The following is a 20,418-nucleotide window of genomic DNA, read 5'->3' on the forward strand; positions in this document are numbered from 1 at the left end:
GGTTAATTCACGGCTACACCTAGCATCTGTCCTCAAGATTCCGATCAGGGCGCGTCATGGACTTCATTCTGTATGCGGTGCCGTTTTTCTTTGTGCTGATTGCCATCGAGCTGCTGGCCGACCGTTGGCGCGGGGTGAGCAATTATCGCGTGGCGGATGCGATCAACAGCATCAGCACCGGTGTGCTGTCCACCACCACGGGTTTGCTGACCAAAGGCGTGGGGCTGGTGACCTATGCGTTTGCCCTTAAGCATCTGGCGCTGTTTGAACTCTCGGCTGACAGCGTTTGGGTCTGGGTGTTTGCCTTTATTCTTTACGACTTCTGCTATTACTGGCTGCACCGCATGGGCCACGAACGCAACATCCTCTGGGCGGCGCATTCGGTGCATCACCAGAGCGAGGACTACAACCTCTCCACGGCCCTGCGCCAGACCAGCACCGGTTTTTTGCTGAGCTGGATCTTCTACCTGCCCATGGCCGTGCTCGGCGTGCCACTGCTGGTGTTCGTCAGCGTTGCGGCGCTGAACCTGCTGTACCAATTCTGGGTGCACACAAGGCACATTCCCAAGCTCGGCTGGTTCGAGTGGTTCTTCGTCACGCCGTCCAATCATCGGGCCCACCATGCACAGAACGCTCTCTACATGGATCGCAACTACGGCGGGGTGTTCATTATTTGGGACCGTCTATTTGGCTCGTTCCAGGAAGAGGACGACAACGAACCGGTGATTTTCGGCGTGACCACGCCATTGGCGAGCTGGAATCCGTTGTGGGCGAACGTGCAGTTTTACGTGCAGTTGTGGGATGACGCACGGCGGGCCGGGAGCCGGTGGGACAAGCTGCGGATCTGGTTCATGCGCACCGGTTGGCGGCCGGCGGACGTGGCGGCGAAGGACCCGATGAACAAGCCGGACCTGAGCCAGTTCCGCAAATTCGAGGTGCCGCTGGACGGGCGTCAGCAGCTCTACGTCGTGTTGCAGTTCTGTGTCTACATCGCGCTGGGCAGCTACTTGATGAACCTGGAGCCGAGTCTGCCGACAGCCGCGTTGGTGCTCGGCTGGAGTGCGGTGGCGTTGGGATTGTTTACGTTGGGCGTAGCCCTGGAGAATCGCCCGTGGGCGCTGAAGCTGGAACTGCTGCGCCTGGCGTCGAATGTGCCACTGGTGTGGCTGGCGCCGGTGGTCGGGCTATGGCCGGCCAGTGCGGCGGGCTGGGTCGGCCTGCTCAGTTACAGCCTGCTCAGCGGTATCGGTCTCTACTGTTGCAGAAACCGTTTCACTCGACTGGCGTCTTAGTCTCGGCGCCTTTGGCCTGTTCGGTTTTCAAGGCCTGCTCGTCGGCGTAGATTTTCTTCGCCAGACGGGCATTCTTGAAGCGCCGGCGCAGCCACAGGCAAAAGCCCAGTACCAGCAGGGCGCCAAGCACCCATAGCTCGTACTTCTTGACGCTGCCGAGCAAACCTTCGAGCACCGCGCCGAAGTGATAAGCCGCGGCAGCCAGTGCGGCGGCCCAGATCGCGGCACCAATCCCGTTGAGCAGCAAATAACGTCCCGGCGGATAGCCCGACAGGCCGATTGCCACCGGCATCACCGTGCGCAGGCCATAGACGAAGCGGAAGCTCAGCACCCAGATGTCCGGGTGCCTGCGGATATGTTCCAGCGCCCGGTCGCCCATCAATTGCCAGCGCGGTTTGCGCGCCAGCAACTTGCGGCCGTGCTTGCGCCCCAGGAAGTACCACAGCTGATCGCCGGCATAGCTGCCGCAGAACGCCACGATCGTCACGATCTTGATGTCCATGTATCCGCGGAACGCAAGGAAGCCTGCGAGCACCAGGATGGTTTCGCCTTCGAAGAACGTGCCGAGAAAGAGGGCGAAGTAGCCGAATTCCTGAAGAAATTGTTGGAGCATTGTCTGGGTGCTGGCGAAATGAACGCGCAGCCTAACCCTTCGTGCTCATTCATGAAAGTGTCCAAATGTGTCTCGACGTGAACATTTCCTACAAGGACAATGGAATGCGACTACCTGTCACAGGGTGCACATAACTGTCATACGTTCGTCATAATGGCCGCTTATAACTGTCACGCTCGCCCGCCAGCGCGGGCTCAGGAGTCTGCCGTGAGCTTTACCCCCGCCAACCGTTTGTTTCCTGCAACCCGCCTGCGTCGTAATCGCCGTGATGATTTCTCGCGTCGACTGGTCCGTGAAAACGTTCTGACCGTCGACGACTTGATTCTGCCGGTGTTCGTACTGGACGGTGAAAACCGTCGCGAAGCAGTGGCCTCGATGCCGGGCGTCGAGCGCCTGACCATCGATCTGTTGCTTGAAGAAGCGGCCAAGTGGGTCGAGTTGGGCATTCCGGCATTGGCCCTGTTCCCGGTGACGCCGCCGGAGCTCAAGTCGCTGGACGCCGCTGAAGCTTGGAACCCCAACGGCATTGCCCAGCGCGCTACCCGCGCCTTGCGCGCGCAGTTCCCTGAGCTGGGTGTGATCACCGACGTCGCCCTGGACCCGTTCACCACTCACGGTCAGGACGGTATTCTCGACGAAGAAGGCTACGTGCAGAACGACATCACCGTCGACGCACTGGTCAAGCAGGCCCTGTCCCACGCCGAAGCCGGCGCTCAGGTGGTGGCCCCGTCGGACATGATGGACGGTCGCATCCAGGCGATTCGCGAAGCCCTGGAGCTGGCCGATCATGTCAACGTGCGGATCATGGCTTACTCGGCCAAGTACGCCAGTGCCTATTACGGCCCGTTCCGTGACGCGGTGGGTTCGGCGTTGAACCTGGGCAAGGCCAACAAGGCCTCCTATCAGATGGACCCGGCCAACAGCAACGAAGCCCTGCACGAAGTGGCGGCGGACTTGTCAGAAGGCGCGGACATGGTCATGGTCAAGCCAGGCATGCCGTACCTGGACATCCTCTACCGGGTCAAAGAAGAATTTAAAGTGCCGACCTTTGTTTATCAGGTCAGCGGTGAATACGCCATGCACATGGCGGCGATACAGAATGGCTGGTTGAGCGAAGGGGTTATCCTCGAATCCCTGACCGCTTTTAAACGTGCAGGCGCTGATGGCATCCTGACTTACTTTGCCGTTCGTGCTGCTCAACTGTTACGAGAGCAACAATAGCCCTCCCAGGAACATTCGATGAATACCGAAGGACTCACTGAAGTTGCCGTAAAAGATGCTCAACCTGTGGTGGAGCAAATCGCCGAAACCCCGCCGGAGCTTGAGCCTGCTCCACCCGCGGTGGTGGCCGAGCCCGTTGCGGCGGCGCCGACGATTGCCATTCCCGGCCTGGATGACAGCAGCCTGTACATCCATCGCGAGCTCTCGCAACTGCAGTTCAACATCCGCGTGCTGGAGCAGGCGCTGGATGAGTCCTACCCGTTGCTGGAGCGGCTGAAGTTTCTGTTGATCTTCTCCAGCAACCTGGACGAGTTCTTCGAGATTCGTGTGGCCGGCCTCAAGAAGCAGATCACCTTTGCCCGTGAACAGGCCGGCGCCGATGGCCTGCAACCGCACCAGGCCCTGGCTCGCATCAGCGAACTGGTGCACGGTCACGTCGACCGCCAGTACGCGATCCTCAACGACATTCTGCTGCCGGAACTGGAAAAACATCAGGTCCGCTTCATCCGTCGCCGCTACTGGACCACCAAGCTCAAAACCTGGGTCCGCCGTTATTTCCGCGACGAGATCGCGCCGATCATCACCCCGATCGGCCTCGACCCGACGCACCCGTTCCCGTTGCTGGTGAACAAGAGCCTGAACTTCATCGTCGAACTCGAAGGTATCGACGCCTTCGGTCGCGACTCCGGTCTGGCGATCATCCCGGCGCCGCGTCTGTTGCCGCGAGTCATCAAGGTGCCGGAAGAAGTCGGCGGCCCTGGTGACAACTACGTATTCCTGTCGTCGATGATCCACGCTCACGCCGATGACCTGTTCCAGGGCATGAAGGTCAAGGGCTGCTACCAGTTCCGCCTGACCCGAAACGCCGACCTTGCCGTCGACACCGAAGACGTGGAAGACCTGGCCCGCGCCCTGCGCGGCGAGTTGTTCTCCCGTCGCTACGGTGACGCGGTGCGCCTGGAAGTGGCCGACACGTGCCCGAAACACCTGTCCGACTACTTGCTCAAGCAGTTCAACCTGCACGAGACCGAGCTGTATCAGGTCAACGGTCCGGTCAACCTGACCCGCCTGTTCAGCATCACCGGCCTGGACAGTCAGCGCGAGCTGCAATACCTGCCGTTCACGCCGCAGATCCCGAAACTGTTGCAGAACAGCGAGAACATTTTCAGCGTGATCAGCAAGCAGGACATTTTGCTGCTGCACCCGTTTGAGTCGTTTACCCCGGTGGTCGACCTGCTGCGCCAGGCGGCCAAGGACCCGCATGTACTGGCGGTCCGTCAGACCCTGTACCGCTCCGGCGCCAACTCGGAAATCGTTGATGCACTGGTCGATGCCGCGCGCAACGGCAAGGAAGTTACGGCGGTGATCGAATTGCGTGCGCGGTTCGACGAAGAGTCCAACCTGCAACTGGCCAGCCGTCTGCAAGCGGCCGGTGCGGTGGTGATCTACGGCGTGGTCGGTTTCAAGACCCACGCCAAGATGATGCTGATTTTGCGTCGAGAAGCCGGCGAGATTGTCCGTTACGCCCACTTGGGGACCGGCAACTACCACGCGGCCAACGCCCGTCTGTACACCGACTACAGCTTGCTCACCTCCGACGACGCCTTGTGCGAAGACGTCGGCAAACTGTTCAGCCAGCTGATCGGCATGGGCAAGACCCTGCGCATGAAGAAGCTGCTGCACGCGCCGTTCACGTTGAAGAAGGGCATGCTCGACATGATTGCCCGGGAGACTCAGTTCGCCCTCGATGGCAAACCGGCGCACATCATCGCCAAGTTCAACTCGCTGACCGATCCGAAGATCATCCGCGCGCTGTACAAGGCCAGTCAGTCGGGCGTGCGCATCGACCTCGTGGTGCGCGGCATGTGCTGCCTGCGTCCGGGCATCGCCGGCGTCTCGCACAACATCCACGTGCGCTCGATCATCGGACGCTTCCTGGAGCACACCCGGGTGTTCTACTTCCTCAACGGCGGGGAAGAGCAGATGTTCCTGTCCAGTGCCGACTGGATGGAGCGCAACCTCGATAAACGCGTCGAGACTTGCTTCCCGGTCGAAGGCAAGAAGCTGATCATGCGGGTCAAGAAAGAGCTGGAGCTTTACCTGACCGATAACACCCACAGCTGGAGCCTGCAGGCGGACGGTCGTTATATCCGCAACACGCCGACCGGCAACCAGAACCCGCGCAGTGCGCAGGCAACGTTGCTGGAGCGTTTGGGCAGTCCGATTTTGACCGTTCGTTAACGCACAAAACCTGTGGGAGCGAGCCTGCTCGCGATGGCGGTGTAACAGTCAACATAGATGTTGGATGTTATGGCCTCTTCGCGAGCAGGCTCGCTCCCACATGGGACTTGCGTCGTCTGCTGAGTTGCGGGCATAAAAAAGGCCTTCCGAAGAAGGCCTTTTTCAGTTTCAGCGAACGTTCAGGATGAACCCGACGCGGGTGAGCCATTCCGCTTCGAGGGCGAAGTCGGCCTGGGTCAGCTGGTTTTCGTCCAGCCAGTTTTCCGGGAACAACACCTCGAGGCTGTCACCGTTGGCGTGCAGCGCCACCTGAGGCATGGCCTGTGTGCCGCGGATGTGATGGAACAGGATCGCAAAGCGCAGTAGCACGCACAGGCGAATCAGCTTGATGCCTTCGTCGCCGAACTCGGCAAACTTGTCCCGGGGAATATTGCGGCGGTGGCCACGCACCAGCAGCGCGAGCATTTGCTGGTCTTCGCGGGAGAAACCGGCCAGGTCCGAGTGCTCGATCAGGTAGGCGCCGTGCTTGTGGTAGTGATAGTGAGCGATGTCCAGGCCCACTTCATGGACCTTGGCGGCCCAGCCGAGCAGTTCGCGCCAGACGCCGTCATCCAGGTCCCAATCTTCGGCCACCTGGTCGAAGGCATGCAGCGCTTTGCGCTCGACCCGTGCGGCTTGTTCCAGATCGACGTGATAACGCTCCATCAGCGAGCTGAGGGTGCGCTCACGGACGTCTTCGTGATGATGACGGCCCAACAGATCATAGAGCACGCCTTCGCGCAGGGCGCCTTCACAGTGGTCCATGCGTTGCAGTTCGAGGGCATCGAAGATCGCTTCGAGAATCGCCAGGCCCGCCGGGAAAATCGCGCGACGGTCAGGCTTTATGCCTTCGAAGTCGATCTTCTCGACGTCGCCGAGCTTGAACAGCTTGCGCTTGAGCCAGGCCAGGCCTTCGGCGTTGACTTCGCCAGTGCCGTGACCGCCGGCCTTCAGCGCCAGACCGATGGCGCGAATGGTGCCCGAGGAGCCGATGGCTTCATCCCAGGTCAGGCGATGCAGGGCGTGTTCGATGCTCATGATCTCCAGCCGTGCCGCCGTATACGCCTGGGCGTAGCGGGCCGGGGTGATCTTGCCGTCCTTGAAATAGCGCTGGGTGTAGCTGACACAGCCCATTTGCAGGCTTTCGCGCAGCAGCGGTTCGAAGCGCTGGCCAATGATGAATTCGGTACTGCCGCCGCCGATGTCGGCCACCAGGCGTTTGCCCGGGGTGTCAGCGAGGGTGTGGGAGACGCCGAGGTAGATCAGGCGCGCCTCTTCACGGCCGGAGATGACTTCCACCGGGTGGCCGAGGATTTCTTCGGCGCGGCGGATGAATTCGCCACGGTTGCGGGCTTCACGCAGGGCGTTGGTGCCGACGATCCGCACGGCGCCGGGAGGCATACCGTTGATCAGTTGGGCAAAACGCTTCAGGCAATCGAGCCCGCGCTGAATGGATTCTTCGTTGAGCTGACGTTCTTCGTCGATGCCGGCGGCCAGCTGAACCTTCTCCCCGAGACGTTCGAGAATACGGATTTCGCCGTTCTGGGCCTTGGCCACGACCATGTGAAAGCTGTTGGAGCCCAGGTCGATTGCGGCGATCAGGGACAGATTCTTGGCTTGGGATTGCGGCATGGTCAGGGGGTCTCGGTCGATAACCTCGACATCGTGCCACGATCAAACGCTGCCGCCAACGCGCAGAGTTCAAAGCCTTGATCCGGCGCAGGAAAGACAGAGATCGCTGCGCGATCAATCGCGAGCAGGCTCGCTCCCACAGTAGTTCTGCGTCGTCCCCGGTAAAGGCGGCAACACAAAACCCTTGTGGGAGCGAGCCTGCTCGCGATGACGGCCGCGCAAACGCTGAGAGTCCGTTAGCCCGCCGCCTCTACCGTCCCGATGAAATTCGCCAGCTCCGCCGTCCGCGGGTTGGCAAACAGAACCTTCGGATCCCCCACCTCGTGCACCTTGCCCTGATGCATGAACACCAACTTGTCCCCAACCTCCCGGGCAAAGCGCATTTCATGGGTGACCATGATCAGCGTCATGCCTTCGCTGGCCAGTTGCCGAACCACGCTCAGCACTTCGTTGACCAGTTCCGGGTCCAGCGCCGACGTAATCTCGTCGCACAGCAAGACCTTTGGCGACATCGCCAAGGCGCGAGCAATCGCCACGCGTTGTTGCTGTCCGCCGGACAGCCGATCAGGGAAGGCATCGAACTTTTCCCCCAGTCCAACCCGCTCCAGCATTTTCCGCGCCAGCTCGGTGGCCTTGGCTTTCGGCACTTTCTGCACCACTTGCGGCGCGAGCATCACGTTCTCGCCGACCGTCAGGTGCGGGAACAGGTTGAACTGCTGGAACACCATCCCGACCTTCTGCCGCAGGCTGCGCAGGTCGGCGCGGGCGGCGTCGAGGTATTCGCCGTCGACTTCGATCACGCCGTCGTTGATCGATTCCAGGCCGTTGAGGGTGCGCAGCAAGGTGGATTTGCCCGAGCCGCTGCGGCCGATGATCGCCACCACCTGGCCTTCCTCGACGCTCAGGTCGATGCCTTTGAGTACATGGTGGTCGCCGTAATATTTATGCAGGGCCGAAATTCTAAGCAGAGGCATGCAGTCTCCTTTCCAGGTAGCGCGCACTGAGGGACAAGGGGTAGCAGAGCAGGAAGTAACCGAGGGCGACGAGGCCGTAGACCATGAACGGCTCGAAGGTCGCGTTGGCGAGCATACCGCCGGTCTTGGTCAGTTCGGTGAAACCGATGATCGAGGTGACGGCGGTGCCTTTGACCACTTGCACCGAGAAACCCACGGTCGGCGCCACGGCGATGCGCAGCGCTTGCGGCAGGATCACGTAGCGCAATTGCTCCAGCGGATTGAGCGCCAGGCTCGACGAGGCTTCCCACTGACCGTTGGGGATCGAGTCGACACAACCGCGCCAGATCTCCGCCAGGTAAGCGCTGGTGAACAGCGTCAGGGCAATCGCCGCCGCCATCCACGGCGAAATTTCCACACCGGCCAACGCCACGCCGAAGAACACCAGAAACAGCTGCATCAGCAGCGGCGTGCCCTGGAACAGTTCGATGTAGGTGCGGGCGAAACTGCGCGGCAGGGATTTTTTCGAAATGCGCATGACCATGATCAGCAAGCCGATCAGGCCCCCGCCAATGAAGGCCACCAGCGACAACGCCAATGTCCACTGCAGGCCAGTGAGCAGGTTGCGCACGATGTCCCAGAAGGTGAAATCGCTCATTGGCTGGTCCTTGCGCTGCTTCTTGATATAAACCGGCGGCCGATCCAGTTCAGCAACTGGCGGATCAGCAGCGCCATGCACAGGTAGATCAGCGTGGTCAGGGCGTAGGTTTCAAATGCGCGGAAGTTGCGCGACTGAATGAAGTTGGCGGCGAAGCTCAGCTCTTCGGTGGCGATTTGTGAACAGACCGCCGAGCCGAGCATGACGATGATGATCTGGCTGCTCAGCGCCGGCCAGACTTTGCCCAGCGCTGGCAGCAGGACCACGTGGCGGAAGGCTTCGAAGCGGGTCATCGCCAGGGCAGCTGCTGCTTCCAGCTGCCCGCGAGGGATCGCCTGGATGCCGGCGCGAATGATCTCGGTCGAATAGGCACCGAGGTTGATCACCATCGCCAGCACCGCCGCCTGCCATTCGGAAATCTGCACACCCAGCGATGGCAGGCCGAAGAAGATGAAAAACAACTGCACCAGGAATGGCGTGTTGCGGATCAACTCGACATAGACCCCGAAGATGCCGGCGAACGGGCGAATGTTCCACGCCCGCACCAGCGCCCCGATGATACCCAGACCCACCCCGAGCACCGCGCCGATAGCCGTCAGTTCAAGAGTGAACAGCGCACCGCGCAACAGCAGGTCGGTGTTTTGCACCACCGGAAGAAAGTCGAACTGATAGGCCATATTGAGTCTCCCCTGCGGCGATCAGAGATCGGCCGGCAGCGGCTCTTTGAGCCAGGTCTGGGAGTTCTTCTCCAGTGCGCCGTCGGTTTTGGCGGTGGCGAGGATCTGGTTGACCTTGCCCAGCAGCGCCGGCTCGTTCTTGTTCACGCCGACGTAGACCGGCGAGTCCTTGAGCTTCACTTTCAGTGCCGGCACGCGCTTCGGGTTTTTCTCGCTGATCGCGACCATCACCACGTTGCCGCTGGCGATCAGGTCGACTTGCCCGGCGAGGTAAGCGGCGATGGTCGAGTTGTTGTCTTCGAAGCGCTTGATGGTCACGCCTTCGGGAGCGACTTTGGTCAGCTCGATGTCTTCGATGGCGCCACGGGTGACGCTGATGGTTTTGCCCTTGAGGTCGTCCAGGCCTTTGATGTCGGCATCTGGTGGACCGAACACGGCGAGGTAGAACGGCGCGTAGGCGCTGGAGAAGTCGATGACTTTCTCACGCTCGGGGTTTTTGCCGAGGCTGGAGATCACCAGGTCCACCTTGCCGGTGGTCAGGAACGGGATGCGGTTGGTGCTGTTGACCGGCGTGAGTTCGAGTTTGACCTTGAGCTGGTCGGCCAGCAGTTTTGCGGTGTCGATATCGAGGCCGCGCGGCTTCATGTCAGGGCCGACCGAGCCGAATGGCGGGAAGTCCTGAGGCACGGCCACCTTGAGGACGCCGCGTTTGACCACATCCTCCAGACCGTCGGCGTGGGCGGGTGCCTGGCTCAGCATCAGGCTGGCAAACAGTGCGGTGAGAAGGGCGCTGTAACGCTTGGTCATGGCAAATCTCCGAATCGACGGGGAGTGATTTCTGCGATTCGACAGAGCACGGGCCGTGCCAATAATGGTTTTTGGGGGCCGCAGCCTGCGGTTTTGCTGGTGTTGTTCGGTCTTACTGGTCTGAACAGTCAGTCGGTGTTTCGCACCCCGATAGCGCATCGTTGATAATCACCGACCCCCCGTGGGGCACGACTTGCCGGGCGTCGCGAATAGCTTTACAACTAACCGCTCATTCGCCTGGTTTGTCTGAAAAACCATGAACTCGATCTCCCGAGCCGTACCTGAAGTGGCGCTGCAAGCCATCCGCAAATTGATCACCGAGCAAGGGTTCGGGCCGGGCGATGCGTTGCCCTCGCAACGGGACCTGGCCGTGCAATTGGGGGTCAGTCGGGCGTCGCTTCGCGAGGCGTTGTCGTCCTTGAGTGCGCTGGGCGTCATCAGCATCCAGCCGGGCAAGGGCGTGTTCGTGCAGTCGCCGGTGGATCTGCCGCGGGGTGATGCGGCGCTGAGTTGGCCGTTCGCGGCCCAGGCCTCTGCGCTGGACATCTTCCAGTTGCGCTATGCCCTGGAAGGCTTTGCGGCCGGTCTGGCGGCGGTGACCCTGAGTACCCACGAACTCGATGCTCTGGAGGACAACGTCGCCGCCATGCGCATCGAATTGAAGGCCGCTGACTTCGAGGCCGCGGCGCGACTGGACTTCGAATTTCACCGACGCATCCTGCTGGCCAGCGGCAATCAGGCGATGCTGAGCATCCTGACCGCCAGTGCCGACATTTTCCTGGAGAGTCAGAAGCTACCGTTCATCCGGGCCGAGCGGGCCATGGAAACCTGGCATGAGCACCGTAAAATCCTCCGTGCACTGGCCCGGCGCTCGTCCGGCGCGGCGCAAAAGGCGATGCACGAACATGTGCGCAATGCGGCCCTGCGCACCGGAATCGCATTCGTCGCTCCCGCCGCCTCGTGACTTGAGCTATACCCAAACTCATGGGCCACCATAGCGAGACTCAATCATCTGCGGCTTCCTGAACGCGGGAAGGGCGGCTATGATGGGCCACGTTTTTTTGCTTACAACCTGGAGACTTCCATGAGCAGCGATCTTATCAAACACGTTAGCGACGCTAGCTTCGAGGCCGACGTACTCAAGGCCGAAGGCGCTGTACTGGTCGACTACTGGGCTGAATGGTGCGGCCCTTGCAAAATGATCGCTCCTGTTCTGGACGAGATTGCCGAAACCTACAAAGGCAAGCTGACCGTTGCCAAACTGAACATCGACGAGAACCAGGAAACCCCGGCCAAGCATGGCGTGCGTGGTATCCCGACTCTGATGCTGTTCAAGAACGGCAACGTTGAAGCGACCAAGGTCGGCGCACTGTCGAAGTCGCAACTGGCTGCTTTCCTCGACGCCAACATCTAAGCGTCGTTATAAAGTGTCCGAAAAAGGCCCCGCACATTGCGGGGCCTTTTCGTTATTGAGGGCTAGACGCTCCGAAACTCAGGTGGTACATTCGGCCCCGCACTGGTTTCTCCACTGCCCCCTGCTAGCCGTCGCCGACGCACTCCTTTTCGAATAAGTACGCGATCCTGTCGCCTTCTCTGCGGCGCGGCCTCATTAAGCCAAAAGCTTAATTTCCCCCCCTCCATAAATGATTACGTCATTCCTATATGAATCTGACTGAACTCAAGCAAAAGCCGATTACCGAACTGCTCGAATTGGCCGAACAGATGGGCATAGAAAATATGGCCCGTTCGCGCAAGCAGGACGTGATTTTCTCCCTGCTCAAAAAGCACGCTAAAAGCGGCGAGGAAATCTCCGGTGATGGCGTGCTGGAGATTCTCCAGGACGGCTTCGGCTTCCTGCGCTCCGCTGACGCTTCCTATCTCGCCGGCCCGGACGATATCTACGTCTCGCCGAGCCAGATCCGTCGCTTCAACTTGCGCACCGGTGACACCATCGTTGGCAAGATCCGCCCTCCAAAGGAAGGCGAGCGTTATTTCGCGCTGCTCAAGGTCGACACGATCAACTACGATCGTCCCGAGAACGCGAAAAACAAGATTCTCTTCGAGAACCTGACCCCGCTGTTCCCGACCGTGCGCATGAAGATGGAAGCCGGCAACGGCTCCACCGAAGACTTGACCGGTCGTGTCATCGACCTGTGCGCCCCGATCGGCAAAGGCCAGCGCGGTTTGATCGTTGCACCGCCGAAAGCCGGTAAAACCATCATGCTGCAGAACATCGCAGCGAACATCGCACGTAACAATCCCGAAGTTCATCTGATCGTATTGCTGATCGACGAACGTCCGGAAGAAGTGACCGAAATGCAGCGCACCGTGCGCGGCGAAGTGGTTGCCTCGACGTTCGACGAGCCGCCAACCCGCCACGTGCAGGTTGCCGAAATGGTGATCGAGAAGGCCAAGCGCCTGGTCGAACACAAGAAAGACGTGGTGATCCTGCTCGACTCCATCACCCGTCTGGCTCGCGCCTACAACACCGTGATCCCAAGCTCCGGCAAAGTGCTCACCGGTGGTGTCGATGCCCACGCCCTGGAGAAACCGAAACGTTTCTTCGGCGCCGCGCGGAACATCGAAGAAGGCGGTTCGCTGACCATCATCGCCACCGCGCTGGTTGAAACCGGTTCGAAGATGGACGAAGTGATCTACGAAGAATTCAAAGGCACGGGCAACATGGAACTGCCGCTGGATCGTCGTATCGCTGAAAAACGCGTCTTCCCGGCCATCAACATCAACCGTTCCGGCACCCGCCGCGAAGAGTTGCTGACGGCCGACGACGAGTTGCAGCGCATGTGGATCCTGCGCAAGCTGCTGCACCCGATGGACGAAATCGCTGCCATCGAGTTCCTGGTCGACAAGCTCAAAACGACCAAGACCAACGATGAGTTCTTCCTGTCGATGAAACGCAAGTAAGTCGATCAGGCCAGCAAGAGCCGGGGAAACCCGGCTTTTTGCTATCTGATTTTTGATGAACCGCCAGTTCGTGGTTCTGAACAGAGGGGTTCGGCGCTAAACTGCCACCCCCGAACGGCACGGCCAACACGAGGCTCACGCATGCAGTATCGCGACTTGCGCGACTTTATCAGCGGCCTGGAACAGCGCGGCGAACTCAAGCGCATCCAGGTTCCGGTGTCCCCAGTGCTCGAAATGACCGAGGTCTGCGACCGCACTCTGCGCGCCAAAGGCCCGGCTCTGCTTTTCGAAAACCCTACGGGTTATGACATTCCAGTGCTCGGCAACCTGTTCGGCACCCCCGAGCGCGTGGCGCTGGGAATGGGCGCAGAAGCGGTGAGCGAGCTGCGCGAGATCGGCAAGTTGCTGGCGTTCCTCAAGGAGCCCGAGCCACCGAAAGGGTTGAAGGACGCCTGGTCCAAGCTGCCGATCTTCCGCAAGATCATCGCCATGGCGCCGAAAGTCGTGAAAGACGCGGTCTGCCAGGAAATGGTCATCGAAGGCGACGACGTCGACCTCGCGATGCTGCCGGTGCAGACCTGCTGGCCCGGCGACGTTGGCCCGCTGATCACCTGGGGCCTGACCGTCACCAAAGGCCCGAACAAGGATCGCCAGAACCTCGGCATCTATCGTCAGCAAGTAATTGGCCGCAACAAGGTCATCATGCGCTGGCTGAGCCACCGTGGCGGCGCGCTGGATTACCGCGAGTGGTGCGAGAAGCATCCTGGCCAACCGTTCCCGGTGTCCGTGGCATTGGGTGCTGACCCGGCGACTATCCTCGGCGCCGTGACGCCGGTGCCCGACAGCCTCTCTGAATACGCATTCGCCGGTCTGCTGCGCGGCAACCGCACCGAACTGGTGAAGTGCCGCGGCAACGACCTGCAAGTCCCAGCCACGGCCGAGATCATCCTCGAAGGCGTGATCCATCCGGGCGAGATGGCCGACGAAGGTCCGTACGGCGATCACACCGGTTACTACAATGAAGTCGACAGCTTCCCGGTGTTCACCGTCGAGCGCATTACCCACCGGATCAAACCGATCTACCACAGCACCTACACCGGCCGTCCGCCGGATGAGCCGGCGATTCTCGGCGTGGCGCTGAACGAAGTGTTCGTGCCGATCCTGCAGAAGCAGTTCCCGGAGATCACCGACTTCTACCTGCCGCCCGAAGGCTGCTCGTACCGCATGGCCATCGTGACCATGAAGAAGTCGTATCCCGGTCATGCCAAGCGGGTAATGCTCGGTGTCTGGTCGTTTTTGCGACAGTTCATGTACACCAAGTTCGTTATCGTCACTGACGACGACATCAACGCACGGGACTGGAACGACGTGATCTGGGCCATCACCACGCGCATGGACCCCAAGCGCGACACGGTGATGATCGACAACACGCCGATCGACTACCTCGACTTCGCTTCGCCGGTTTCCGGCCTGGGATCGAAGATGGGGCTCGATGCCACCCATAAATGGCCGGGCGAAACCACTCGCGAGTGGGGCCGGGTGATCGTCAAGGACGAAGCCGTCACCCAGCGGATCGATGCCATCTGGAATCAGTTAGGAATAGATTGATGCGTGTAACCTTGCAGCCCTCCGGAGCAGTGCTAGAGATTCTGCCCGGCGAGCGGATTCTCGATGGCGCGCGGCGTCTGGGTTATGAATGCCCGCAAAGCTGTCGCAATGGCAATTGCCACGTGTGCGCCGCGCTGTTGGTGGAAGGGCGAGTCGAACAGGCTGGCGATGTGCGCGACCATGGCGAGTTCTACACTTGCATAGCAGAGCCGCTGGAAGACTGCATCGTGCTGTGGGATGGCGTGCTCGCGCTGGGAGAATTGCCGGTGCGCAGCTTGTCGTGTCAGGTCATTGAGTGCAGGGACGTCGGCGGCGATACCTTTCGCGTGCGTCTGCGAGCACCGGCCGGCAAGCCGCCCCGCTATCACGCCGGTCAGTACCTGATGATCGAACGTGAGAATGGCGAGAAATCCGCGTTTTCCCTGGCCTCGGCACCGCATGGCGGGCGTGATCTGGAAATCCATGTACTGGCGCGTGAAAGCAGTGCGCTGAATCTCATCGACCAATTGCAGCGCATTTCAATGGTGCGAATCGAGATGCCGTTCGGCGATACCCACCTGGCAGAACTGCCGGATGGTCCGCTGGTGCTGATCGCCGCGGGCACCGGCATGGGCCAGATTCACAGCCTGATCGAACATTGCCGTGCCACGGGCTTCAAGCATCCTGTGCATTTGTATTGGGGTGTGCGTCGTCCGGAAGACTTTTATGGCATAGAGCATTGGGACGAGTGGGAGAAGCTGCCCAACCTGTTCCTGCATAAAGTCGTCAGCGATCAATGTGGCTGGCAGGGGCGCTGCGGCATGTTGCACGAGGCGGTGTGCGAGGACTTTCCTGAGCTGAAGTCCCTGCATGTCTACGCCAGTGGCTCTCCGGCGATGGTCTACGGCACGCTGGACGCACTGGTCGACGCGGGGATGGATGCGCACCAGATGCGCGCCGATGTGTTTGCCTATGCGCCACGATCTTGATCCGCGATTTTGATCCTCGATCTTGATCCGTGATTGATCGTTATAACTCTCTATATAGCCGATCGGTATTTATAAAATAATATAAATGCCGGTAGGTTATATGTCATTCAGACAGTAAGTTAAAAACTGTGCAATGGCACTTAAATTGCCTTAAAACATATGTGCCTTATTGTTACAGCGGTGCGTTCTATTTAGTAATTCTTTACCCGCGGGGAGCTGAACGCTATTCGCCATGAGTGCCATTGAGTCTGCTTTTTTGAATCTGGCTTACCCTCCGCGGCTCGATCTGGGGCCGCAGCTTACGCACGAACAATTGCTCAGCTCGATGCAGTCGACCATGGCGCGCCACAAGGGCGGGCCGGTCTGGCTGTTCGCTTACGGCTCGCTGATCTGGCGTCCTGAATGCGCAGCGGTGGAGCGTGTGCGCGGTCGTGTGCACGGCTACCATCGCGGTTTATACCTATGGTCCCATGAACATCGCGGCACACCCGAAGTGCCGGGGCTGGTGTTCGGCCTGGATCGCGGCGGCTCTTGCAGCGGGTTCGCTTATCGCTTGCCCGAAGAACAACTTGAAGCGTCTCTGTATGCCTTGTGGCAGCGCGAAATGCCATTTCCCTCCTATCGTCCACACTGGCTCAACTGCCGTCTCGAAGACGGAAGCCAGGTTCAGGCGTTGGGATTTGTTCTGGAGCGACATCTGCCCAGCTATGCCGGCAACTTGCCGGATCACGTCCTGAGCCACGTGTTCGAAAACGCTTGCGGGCGTTACGGCACTACTCGCGATTATGTCGAGCAGACCGCTCACGCCCTGCGTAGCCACGCCATGCCAGACCGGAATCTGGAGGCGCGGCTCAAACGTTGTAAATCAAAGTCTGATCAGGCGATCGCTTCGCGACTCTGACTGGCGACTTGCTTGTGCCACAGTGTTGGCGCAAGGAAGGCCATTGCCAGCAGGCATGCACCGATCAGCAGCACGAAACCGCCGTCCCAGCCGAAATGGTCCACGGTGTAGCCCATCGCTGCACTGGCCGCGACCGAACCACCCAGATAACCAAACAGACCCGTGAAGCCCGCAGCCGTACCGGCCGCTTTCTTCGGCGCCAGTTCCAACGCTTGCAAGCCGATCAGCATCACCGGGCCGTAGATCAGGAAGCCGATCGAGACGAGCGCGATCATGTCGACAGTCGGGTTGCCGGCCGGGTTGAGCCAATACACCAGCGTCGCCACGGTCACCAACGCCATGAACACCATGCCGGTCAGGCCACGGTTGCCACGGAAGATCTTGTCCGACATCCAGCCGCATAGCAGCGTGCCCGGAATACCCGCCCACTCGTAGAAGAAATACGCCCACGAGGTTTTATCCACGGTGAAGCCTTTGGCTTCCTTGAGGTAGGTCGGTGCCCAGTCCAGGACGCCGTAGCGCAGCAGGTAGACGAAGACGTTGGCCATGGCGATGTACCAGAGCATTTTGTTGCGCAGCACGTATTTGACGAAGATTTCCTTGGCGCTGAATTCTTCTTCGTGACTGGCGTCGTAGCCTTCCGGGTAGTCGTTCTTGTACTTCTCGATCGGCGGCAGGCCGACCGATTGCGGCGTGTCACGCATGGTGGCGAACGCAAATACCGCCACGGCCATCGCGACTGCCGCCGGCACGTAGAACGCTGCGTGCCAGTCATTGAACAGGCCCATGCCGAGCAGGAACAGCGGGCCGATCAGGCCGCCGCCAACGTTATGCGCCACGTTCCACAAGGACACCACGCCACCGCGTTCCTTCTGCGACCACCAGTGGACCATGGTCCGTCCACTCGGCGGCCAACCCATGCCTTGGGCCCAGCCGTTGATAAACAGCAGGATGAACATGATGGTCACGCTGGACGTTGCCCAAGGCGCAAAACCGAAAATGAACATCACACCGGCCGATACCAACAGGCCGAACGGCAGGAAGAAGCGCGGGTTGGAACGGTCGGAAACAATGCCCATCAGGAACTTGGACAAGCCGTAGGCGATGGCAATCGCCGACAACGCCAGGCCCAACTCACCGCGGGTGTAACCCTCGTCGATCAGGTAGGGCATGGCCAGGGAGAAGTTCTTGCGCAGCAGGTAATAACCCGCGTAGCCAATGAATATACCGGCGAAGATCTGCCAGCGATGGCGTCGGTAGGTGCTGTCTATTTTTTCTTCAGGCAATGGAGCCTGATGTGCGGCAGGACGAAAGAAAGCAAACATTCAAGAGCTCCAGATTTCTTGTTTTGACTGCGGATGCGAATGTTACAGTTTCGTTACCGAAAATAGCACCGGTTCGCATCGACCAAACAGCGGAAATATTGGAGATTGCATGTTCTTTTACGAACATGTCGCTCAGGTATAAGTGAAGGACGTTGTGGGAAACGTTACCTCGCAATCCTTTGTGCCGCATTTCTGTCCGGAGTAGGACGGGGCTTTGGGAAATCTCCTGCGTCTAAAGGGGAAGTCGTGACGTTATGTAAAAAGTCATCGAGCTTTAACCTTTGTGTTGTTGCCAGATTTGGCTTTTCAGTCACGAAGGGGTGGGGTTTATGCGGTGGTTTACGTTGGTTGTTTTGTGCGTGATGTGCAGCAGCGTCAGCGCTGGGGCGGTGTTCCTGATTCCTGCCGACAATCCCAAGCCGACGTATCCACGGGCACTTTACCGGGCCGGCATCACGGGAGAAGTTCGGGTAAGTTTAATAGTCCACGCTGATGGATCGGTCAGCAAGGTGGTTACTCCAGAAGATGCTCATCCCGAGCTTGCCGAAGCCTCCCGGTCTGCGGTCAGCCAGTGGCGATTCCAGCCATGGGAAATCAGCATCGAACGGCCGGAGCAAGTCGATGTAGTCGCGCCCTTGGTTTTCCGTCTGGACGATACCCCGCCCATTCACGCCAACGAAGAGTTGAAAAAGTTGCGTTGTGCCGACGTCAGTCGGGTGGCGCAGCATTATGCGGATTTCTCGTGGGTGGATTTGCCGGTTTTCAGTTGGACCCGCAGTTATCTGACCCACTCCATTTCGCCCACGCAATTACCCGAGGCGAAACGCCTGGCGCTCATCGCTAAACTCAATAAAAGTGTTCCTTCGATCGTGCGTAGCTGCAATACACATTCTGTGAGTCGGTTTGTGCGTTTCCTACCCAAGGAAATACGCGAATTGCTTTAACGGTAAATGGAGGCGCGACCATGTATGGCCGCGCTCCTTTTGCATTCAGCGAACCTGCACCACAACCTTCCCGACTGCCTTGCGCTGCCCAAGATCGTTGATCGCCTGCGCCGCGTTGCTCAGCGGATATACCTGCGACACCAGCGGCTTCAACTTGCCCTCGGCGAACCAGCCAAACAACTGCTGGAAGTTCGCCGCGTTGTCCTGAGGTTGGCGCTGGGCAAACGAGCCCCAGAACACGCCGACCACCGCCGCGCCCTTGAGCAGTGCCAGGTTCACCGGCAATTCGGGGATGCGCCCGCTGGCGAAACCGACCACCAGCAGGCGGCCGTTCCAGGCGATGGCGCGGATGGCCTGGTCGAACAGGTCGCCACCCACCGGATCGTAGATCACGTCGGCGCCCTGGCCGTCGGTCAGGCGTTTGATTTCGTCCTTGAGGCTGGTTTCGCTGTAGTTGATCAGCTCATCGGCGCCGGCAGCCTTGGCCACCGCAAGTTTTTCGGCGCTGCTGGCGGCGGCGATCACGCGGGCGCCCATGGCTTTACCTATTTCCACGGCGGCCAGGCCGACACCGCCGGAAGCACCGAGCACCAGCAGGGTTTCACCCGGTTGCAGATTGCCCCGTTGCTTGAGCGCATGCATCGAGGTGCCGTAGGTCATGCTGAATGCAGCCGCGGTGTTGAAGTCCATGGACGGCGGGATCGGCAGCACGTTGTAGCCTGGCACCGCGACCTGTTCGGCAAAGCTGCCCCAACCGGTGAGGGCCATGACCCGGTCACCGACTTTCAGATGGCTGACCTTTTCGCCCACTGCGCTGACCACGCCAGCCGCTTCGCCACCCGGCGAAAACGGGAAGGGCGGCTTGAACTGGTATTTGCCCTCGATGATCAGCGTGTCCGGGAAATTCACCCCGGCGGCGTGCACGTCCAGCAGGATTTCATTCTTCTTCGCGACAGGACTGGCGACCTCTTCCAGCACCAGTGATTCGGCAGGGCCGAAGGCTTTGCACAGCACGGCTTTCATCAGGGCTATTCCTTTGGGAGTGATGGCCGATAAGTGTAGGTGTGTGAGTCGACGGGTCAACGAGCATGCCCCGCCCTGATAGTCAGCCATAAGCTTGTGCTTGCGCGGCGGGTCGTTATGCTAGGCCGCAAACCGGATAAGGAGCGAATTGTGAAAGCGTGGATCATGTTGTTGCTGGCCCTGTCTCTGCCTGTGGCAGCAGTGGCTGAAGAAGCCAAAGAAGGTGAGGCCCCGAAGGTCAACTACATCACCTTGAGCCCGCCGTTCGTGGGCAACTACGGGTTGGACGGCACCTCGAAGCTCAAGGTCTACAAGGCCGATGTGGCGTTACGGGTGACCGGGGAAGAGGCGACCAAACTGGTGAAGGCCAACGAGCCGTTGATCCGTAATCAGCTGGTGGCGCTGTTTGCGCAGCAGACCACCGAGGCGATGAACAACGTCGAAGCCAAGGAAAAACTGCGTCAGGAAGCCTTGAAGCAGACCCAGCAAATCATGAACGACGAAACCGGCAAGCCGGTGGTAGAGGATCTGTTGTTCAACAACCTGATCATCCAGTAAGGCTTTTGCTGTCTGGGTAGGCCTGGCCTGCATCGC

General features: G+C 59.8%; 19 protein-coding genes. 11 read left to right on the forward strand and 8 right to left on the reverse strand.

Going from position 1 to position 20,418, the window contains the following annotated elements; genetic code table 11:
* Positions 1 to 56 precede the first annotated feature (56 nt).
* Positions 57 to 1,292, forward strand: a complete 1,236-nt coding sequence (locus tag ACYZUD_RS25075) for a sterol desaturase family protein (RefSeq protein WP_462020619.1) — start codon at positions 57 to 59, stop codon at positions 1,290 to 1,292.
* Here ACYZUD_RS25075 and ACYZUD_RS25080 read toward each other — a convergent pair.
* Positions 1,273 to 1,905 carry a DedA family protein gene (locus ACYZUD_RS25080; protein ID WP_462020620.1) on the reverse strand — a complete coding sequence of 211 codons (633 nt, stop codon included), beginning with the start codon at positions 1,903 to 1,905 and terminating at the stop codon, positions 1,273 to 1,275. The two genes, ACYZUD_RS25075 and ACYZUD_RS25080, sit on opposite strands and share 20 nt — an antisense overlap.
* Positions 1,906 to 2,112: 207 nt before the next feature.
* Between ACYZUD_RS25080 and hemB the strand changes: the two genes are divergently transcribed.
* Both hemB and ppk1 read left to right on the forward strand, forming a co-directional pair.
* Entirely contained in the window at positions 2,113 to 3,126 is a 1,014-nt protein-coding gene (gene hemB / locus ACYZUD_RS25085) for a porphobilinogen synthase (RefSeq protein WP_162440472.1), read from the forward strand.
* Between the two features lie 18 nt (positions 3,127 to 3,144).
* Positions 3,145 to 5,367: a polyphosphate kinase 1 gene (gene ppk1, locus ACYZUD_RS25090; protein WP_462020621.1), complete on the forward strand. Its 2,223-nt coding sequence runs from the start codon at positions 3,145 to 3,147 to the stop codon at positions 5,365 to 5,367.
* A gap of 168 nt (positions 5,368 to 5,535) precedes the next feature.
* Here ppk1 and ppx read toward each other — a convergent pair whose 3' ends face one another.
* From ppx to ACYZUD_RS25115, 5 genes are all read right to left on the reverse strand, one after another.
* Entirely contained in the window at positions 5,536 to 7,038 is a 1,503-nt protein-coding gene (ppx, locus tag ACYZUD_RS25095; RefSeq protein ID WP_462020622.1) for an exopolyphosphatase, read from the reverse strand.
* Between the two features lie 236 nt (positions 7,039 to 7,274).
* Positions 7,275 to 8,012: an amino acid ABC transporter ATP-binding protein gene (locus ACYZUD_RS25100; protein ID WP_462020623.1), complete on the reverse strand. Its 738-nt coding sequence runs from the start codon at positions 8,010 to 8,012 to the stop codon at positions 7,275 to 7,277.
* Positions 7,999 to 8,649, reverse strand: a complete 651-nt coding sequence (locus ACYZUD_RS25105) for an amino acid ABC transporter permease (RefSeq protein ID WP_462020624.1) — start codon at positions 8,647 to 8,649, stop codon at positions 7,999 to 8,001. Before ACYZUD_RS25105 ends, ACYZUD_RS25100 begins: the two co-directional genes overlap by 14 nt.
* Positions 8,646 to 9,326, reverse strand: a complete 681-nt coding sequence (locus ACYZUD_RS25110) for an amino acid ABC transporter permease (protein ID WP_462020625.1) — start codon at positions 9,324 to 9,326, stop codon at positions 8,646 to 8,648. Before ACYZUD_RS25110 ends, ACYZUD_RS25105 begins: the two co-directional genes overlap by 4 nt.
* A gap of 21 nt (positions 9,327 to 9,347) precedes the next feature.
* A complete protein-coding gene (locus ACYZUD_RS25115) occupies positions 9,348 to 10,133 on the reverse strand; it encodes a transporter substrate-binding domain-containing protein (protein ID WP_462020626.1) in 786 nt (261 codons plus the stop codon).
* 256 nt (positions 10,134 to 10,389) lie between these two features.
* Between ACYZUD_RS25115 and ACYZUD_RS25120 the strand changes: the two genes are divergently transcribed.
* The 6 genes from ACYZUD_RS25120 (at position 10,390) to ACYZUD_RS25145 (ending at position 16,532) form a co-directional block, all read left to right on the forward strand.
* Entirely contained in the window at positions 10,390 to 11,097 is a 708-nt protein-coding gene (locus ACYZUD_RS25120) for a FadR/GntR family transcriptional regulator (RefSeq protein ID WP_462020627.1), read from the forward strand.
* 120 nt (positions 11,098 to 11,217) lie between these two features.
* Positions 11,218 to 11,547 carry a thioredoxin TrxA gene (trxA, locus tag ACYZUD_RS25125; RefSeq protein ID WP_003206727.1) on the forward strand — a complete coding sequence of 110 codons (330 nt, stop codon included), beginning with the start codon at positions 11,218 to 11,220 and terminating at the stop codon, positions 11,545 to 11,547.
* 248 nt (positions 11,548 to 11,795) lie between these two features.
* Positions 11,796 to 13,055 carry a transcription termination factor Rho gene (gene rho, locus ACYZUD_RS25130; protein WP_007942421.1) on the forward strand — a complete coding sequence of 420 codons (1,260 nt, stop codon included), beginning with the start codon at positions 11,796 to 11,798 and terminating at the stop codon, positions 13,053 to 13,055.
* A 141-nt stretch (positions 13,056 to 13,196) separates the two neighbouring features.
* The gene (ubiD, locus tag ACYZUD_RS25135) at positions 13,197 to 14,663 is read left to right on the forward strand and encodes a 4-hydroxy-3-polyprenylbenzoate decarboxylase (RefSeq protein ID WP_462020628.1); all 1,467 of its coding nucleotides are present in this window, start codon (positions 13,197 to 13,199) and stop codon (positions 14,661 to 14,663) included.
* Positions 14,663 to 15,631: a CDP-6-deoxy-delta-3,4-glucoseen reductase gene (locus ACYZUD_RS25140; protein ID WP_462020629.1), complete on the forward strand. Its 969-nt coding sequence runs from the start codon at positions 14,663 to 14,665 to the stop codon at positions 15,629 to 15,631. The genes ubiD and ACYZUD_RS25140 overlap by 1 nt, the downstream gene beginning before the upstream one ends.
* A gap of 232 nt (positions 15,632 to 15,863) precedes the next feature.
* Positions 15,864 to 16,532: a gamma-glutamylcyclotransferase gene (locus ACYZUD_RS25145; protein WP_462020630.1), complete on the forward strand. Its 669-nt coding sequence runs from the start codon at positions 15,864 to 15,866 to the stop codon at positions 16,530 to 16,532.
* On the opposite strand, the gene glpT is transcribed toward ACYZUD_RS25145, so the two are convergent.
* Entirely contained in the window at positions 16,508 to 17,857 is a 1,350-nt protein-coding gene (glpT, locus tag ACYZUD_RS25150) for a glycerol-3-phosphate transporter (RefSeq protein WP_462020631.1), read from the reverse strand. The two genes, ACYZUD_RS25145 and glpT, sit on opposite strands and share 25 nt — an antisense overlap.
* Before the next feature lie 329 nt (positions 17,858 to 18,186).
* Between glpT and ACYZUD_RS25155 the strand changes: the two genes are divergently transcribed.
* Positions 18,187 to 18,801 (forward strand): energy transducer TonB, encoded by a 615-nt coding sequence (locus ACYZUD_RS25155; RefSeq protein ID WP_462020632.1) that lies wholly within the window; start codon positions 18,187 to 18,189, stop codon positions 18,799 to 18,801.
* Between the two features lie 45 nt (positions 18,802 to 18,846).
* Here ACYZUD_RS25155 and ACYZUD_RS25160 read toward each other — a convergent pair whose 3' ends face one another.
* A complete protein-coding gene (locus tag ACYZUD_RS25160; RefSeq protein WP_462020633.1) occupies positions 18,847 to 19,824 on the reverse strand; it encodes an NADPH:quinone oxidoreductase family protein in 978 nt (325 codons plus the stop codon).
* 150 nt (positions 19,825 to 19,974) lie between these two features.
* Between ACYZUD_RS25160 and ACYZUD_RS25165 the strand changes: the two genes are divergently transcribed.
* A complete protein-coding gene (locus tag ACYZUD_RS25165) occupies positions 19,975 to 20,382 on the forward strand; it encodes a flagellar basal body-associated protein FliL (protein WP_462020634.1) in 408 nt (135 codons plus the stop codon).
* Positions 20,383 to 20,418: the final 36 nt, after the last annotated feature.

This window comes from Pseudomonas sp. XS1P51, from assembly GCF_054897845.1.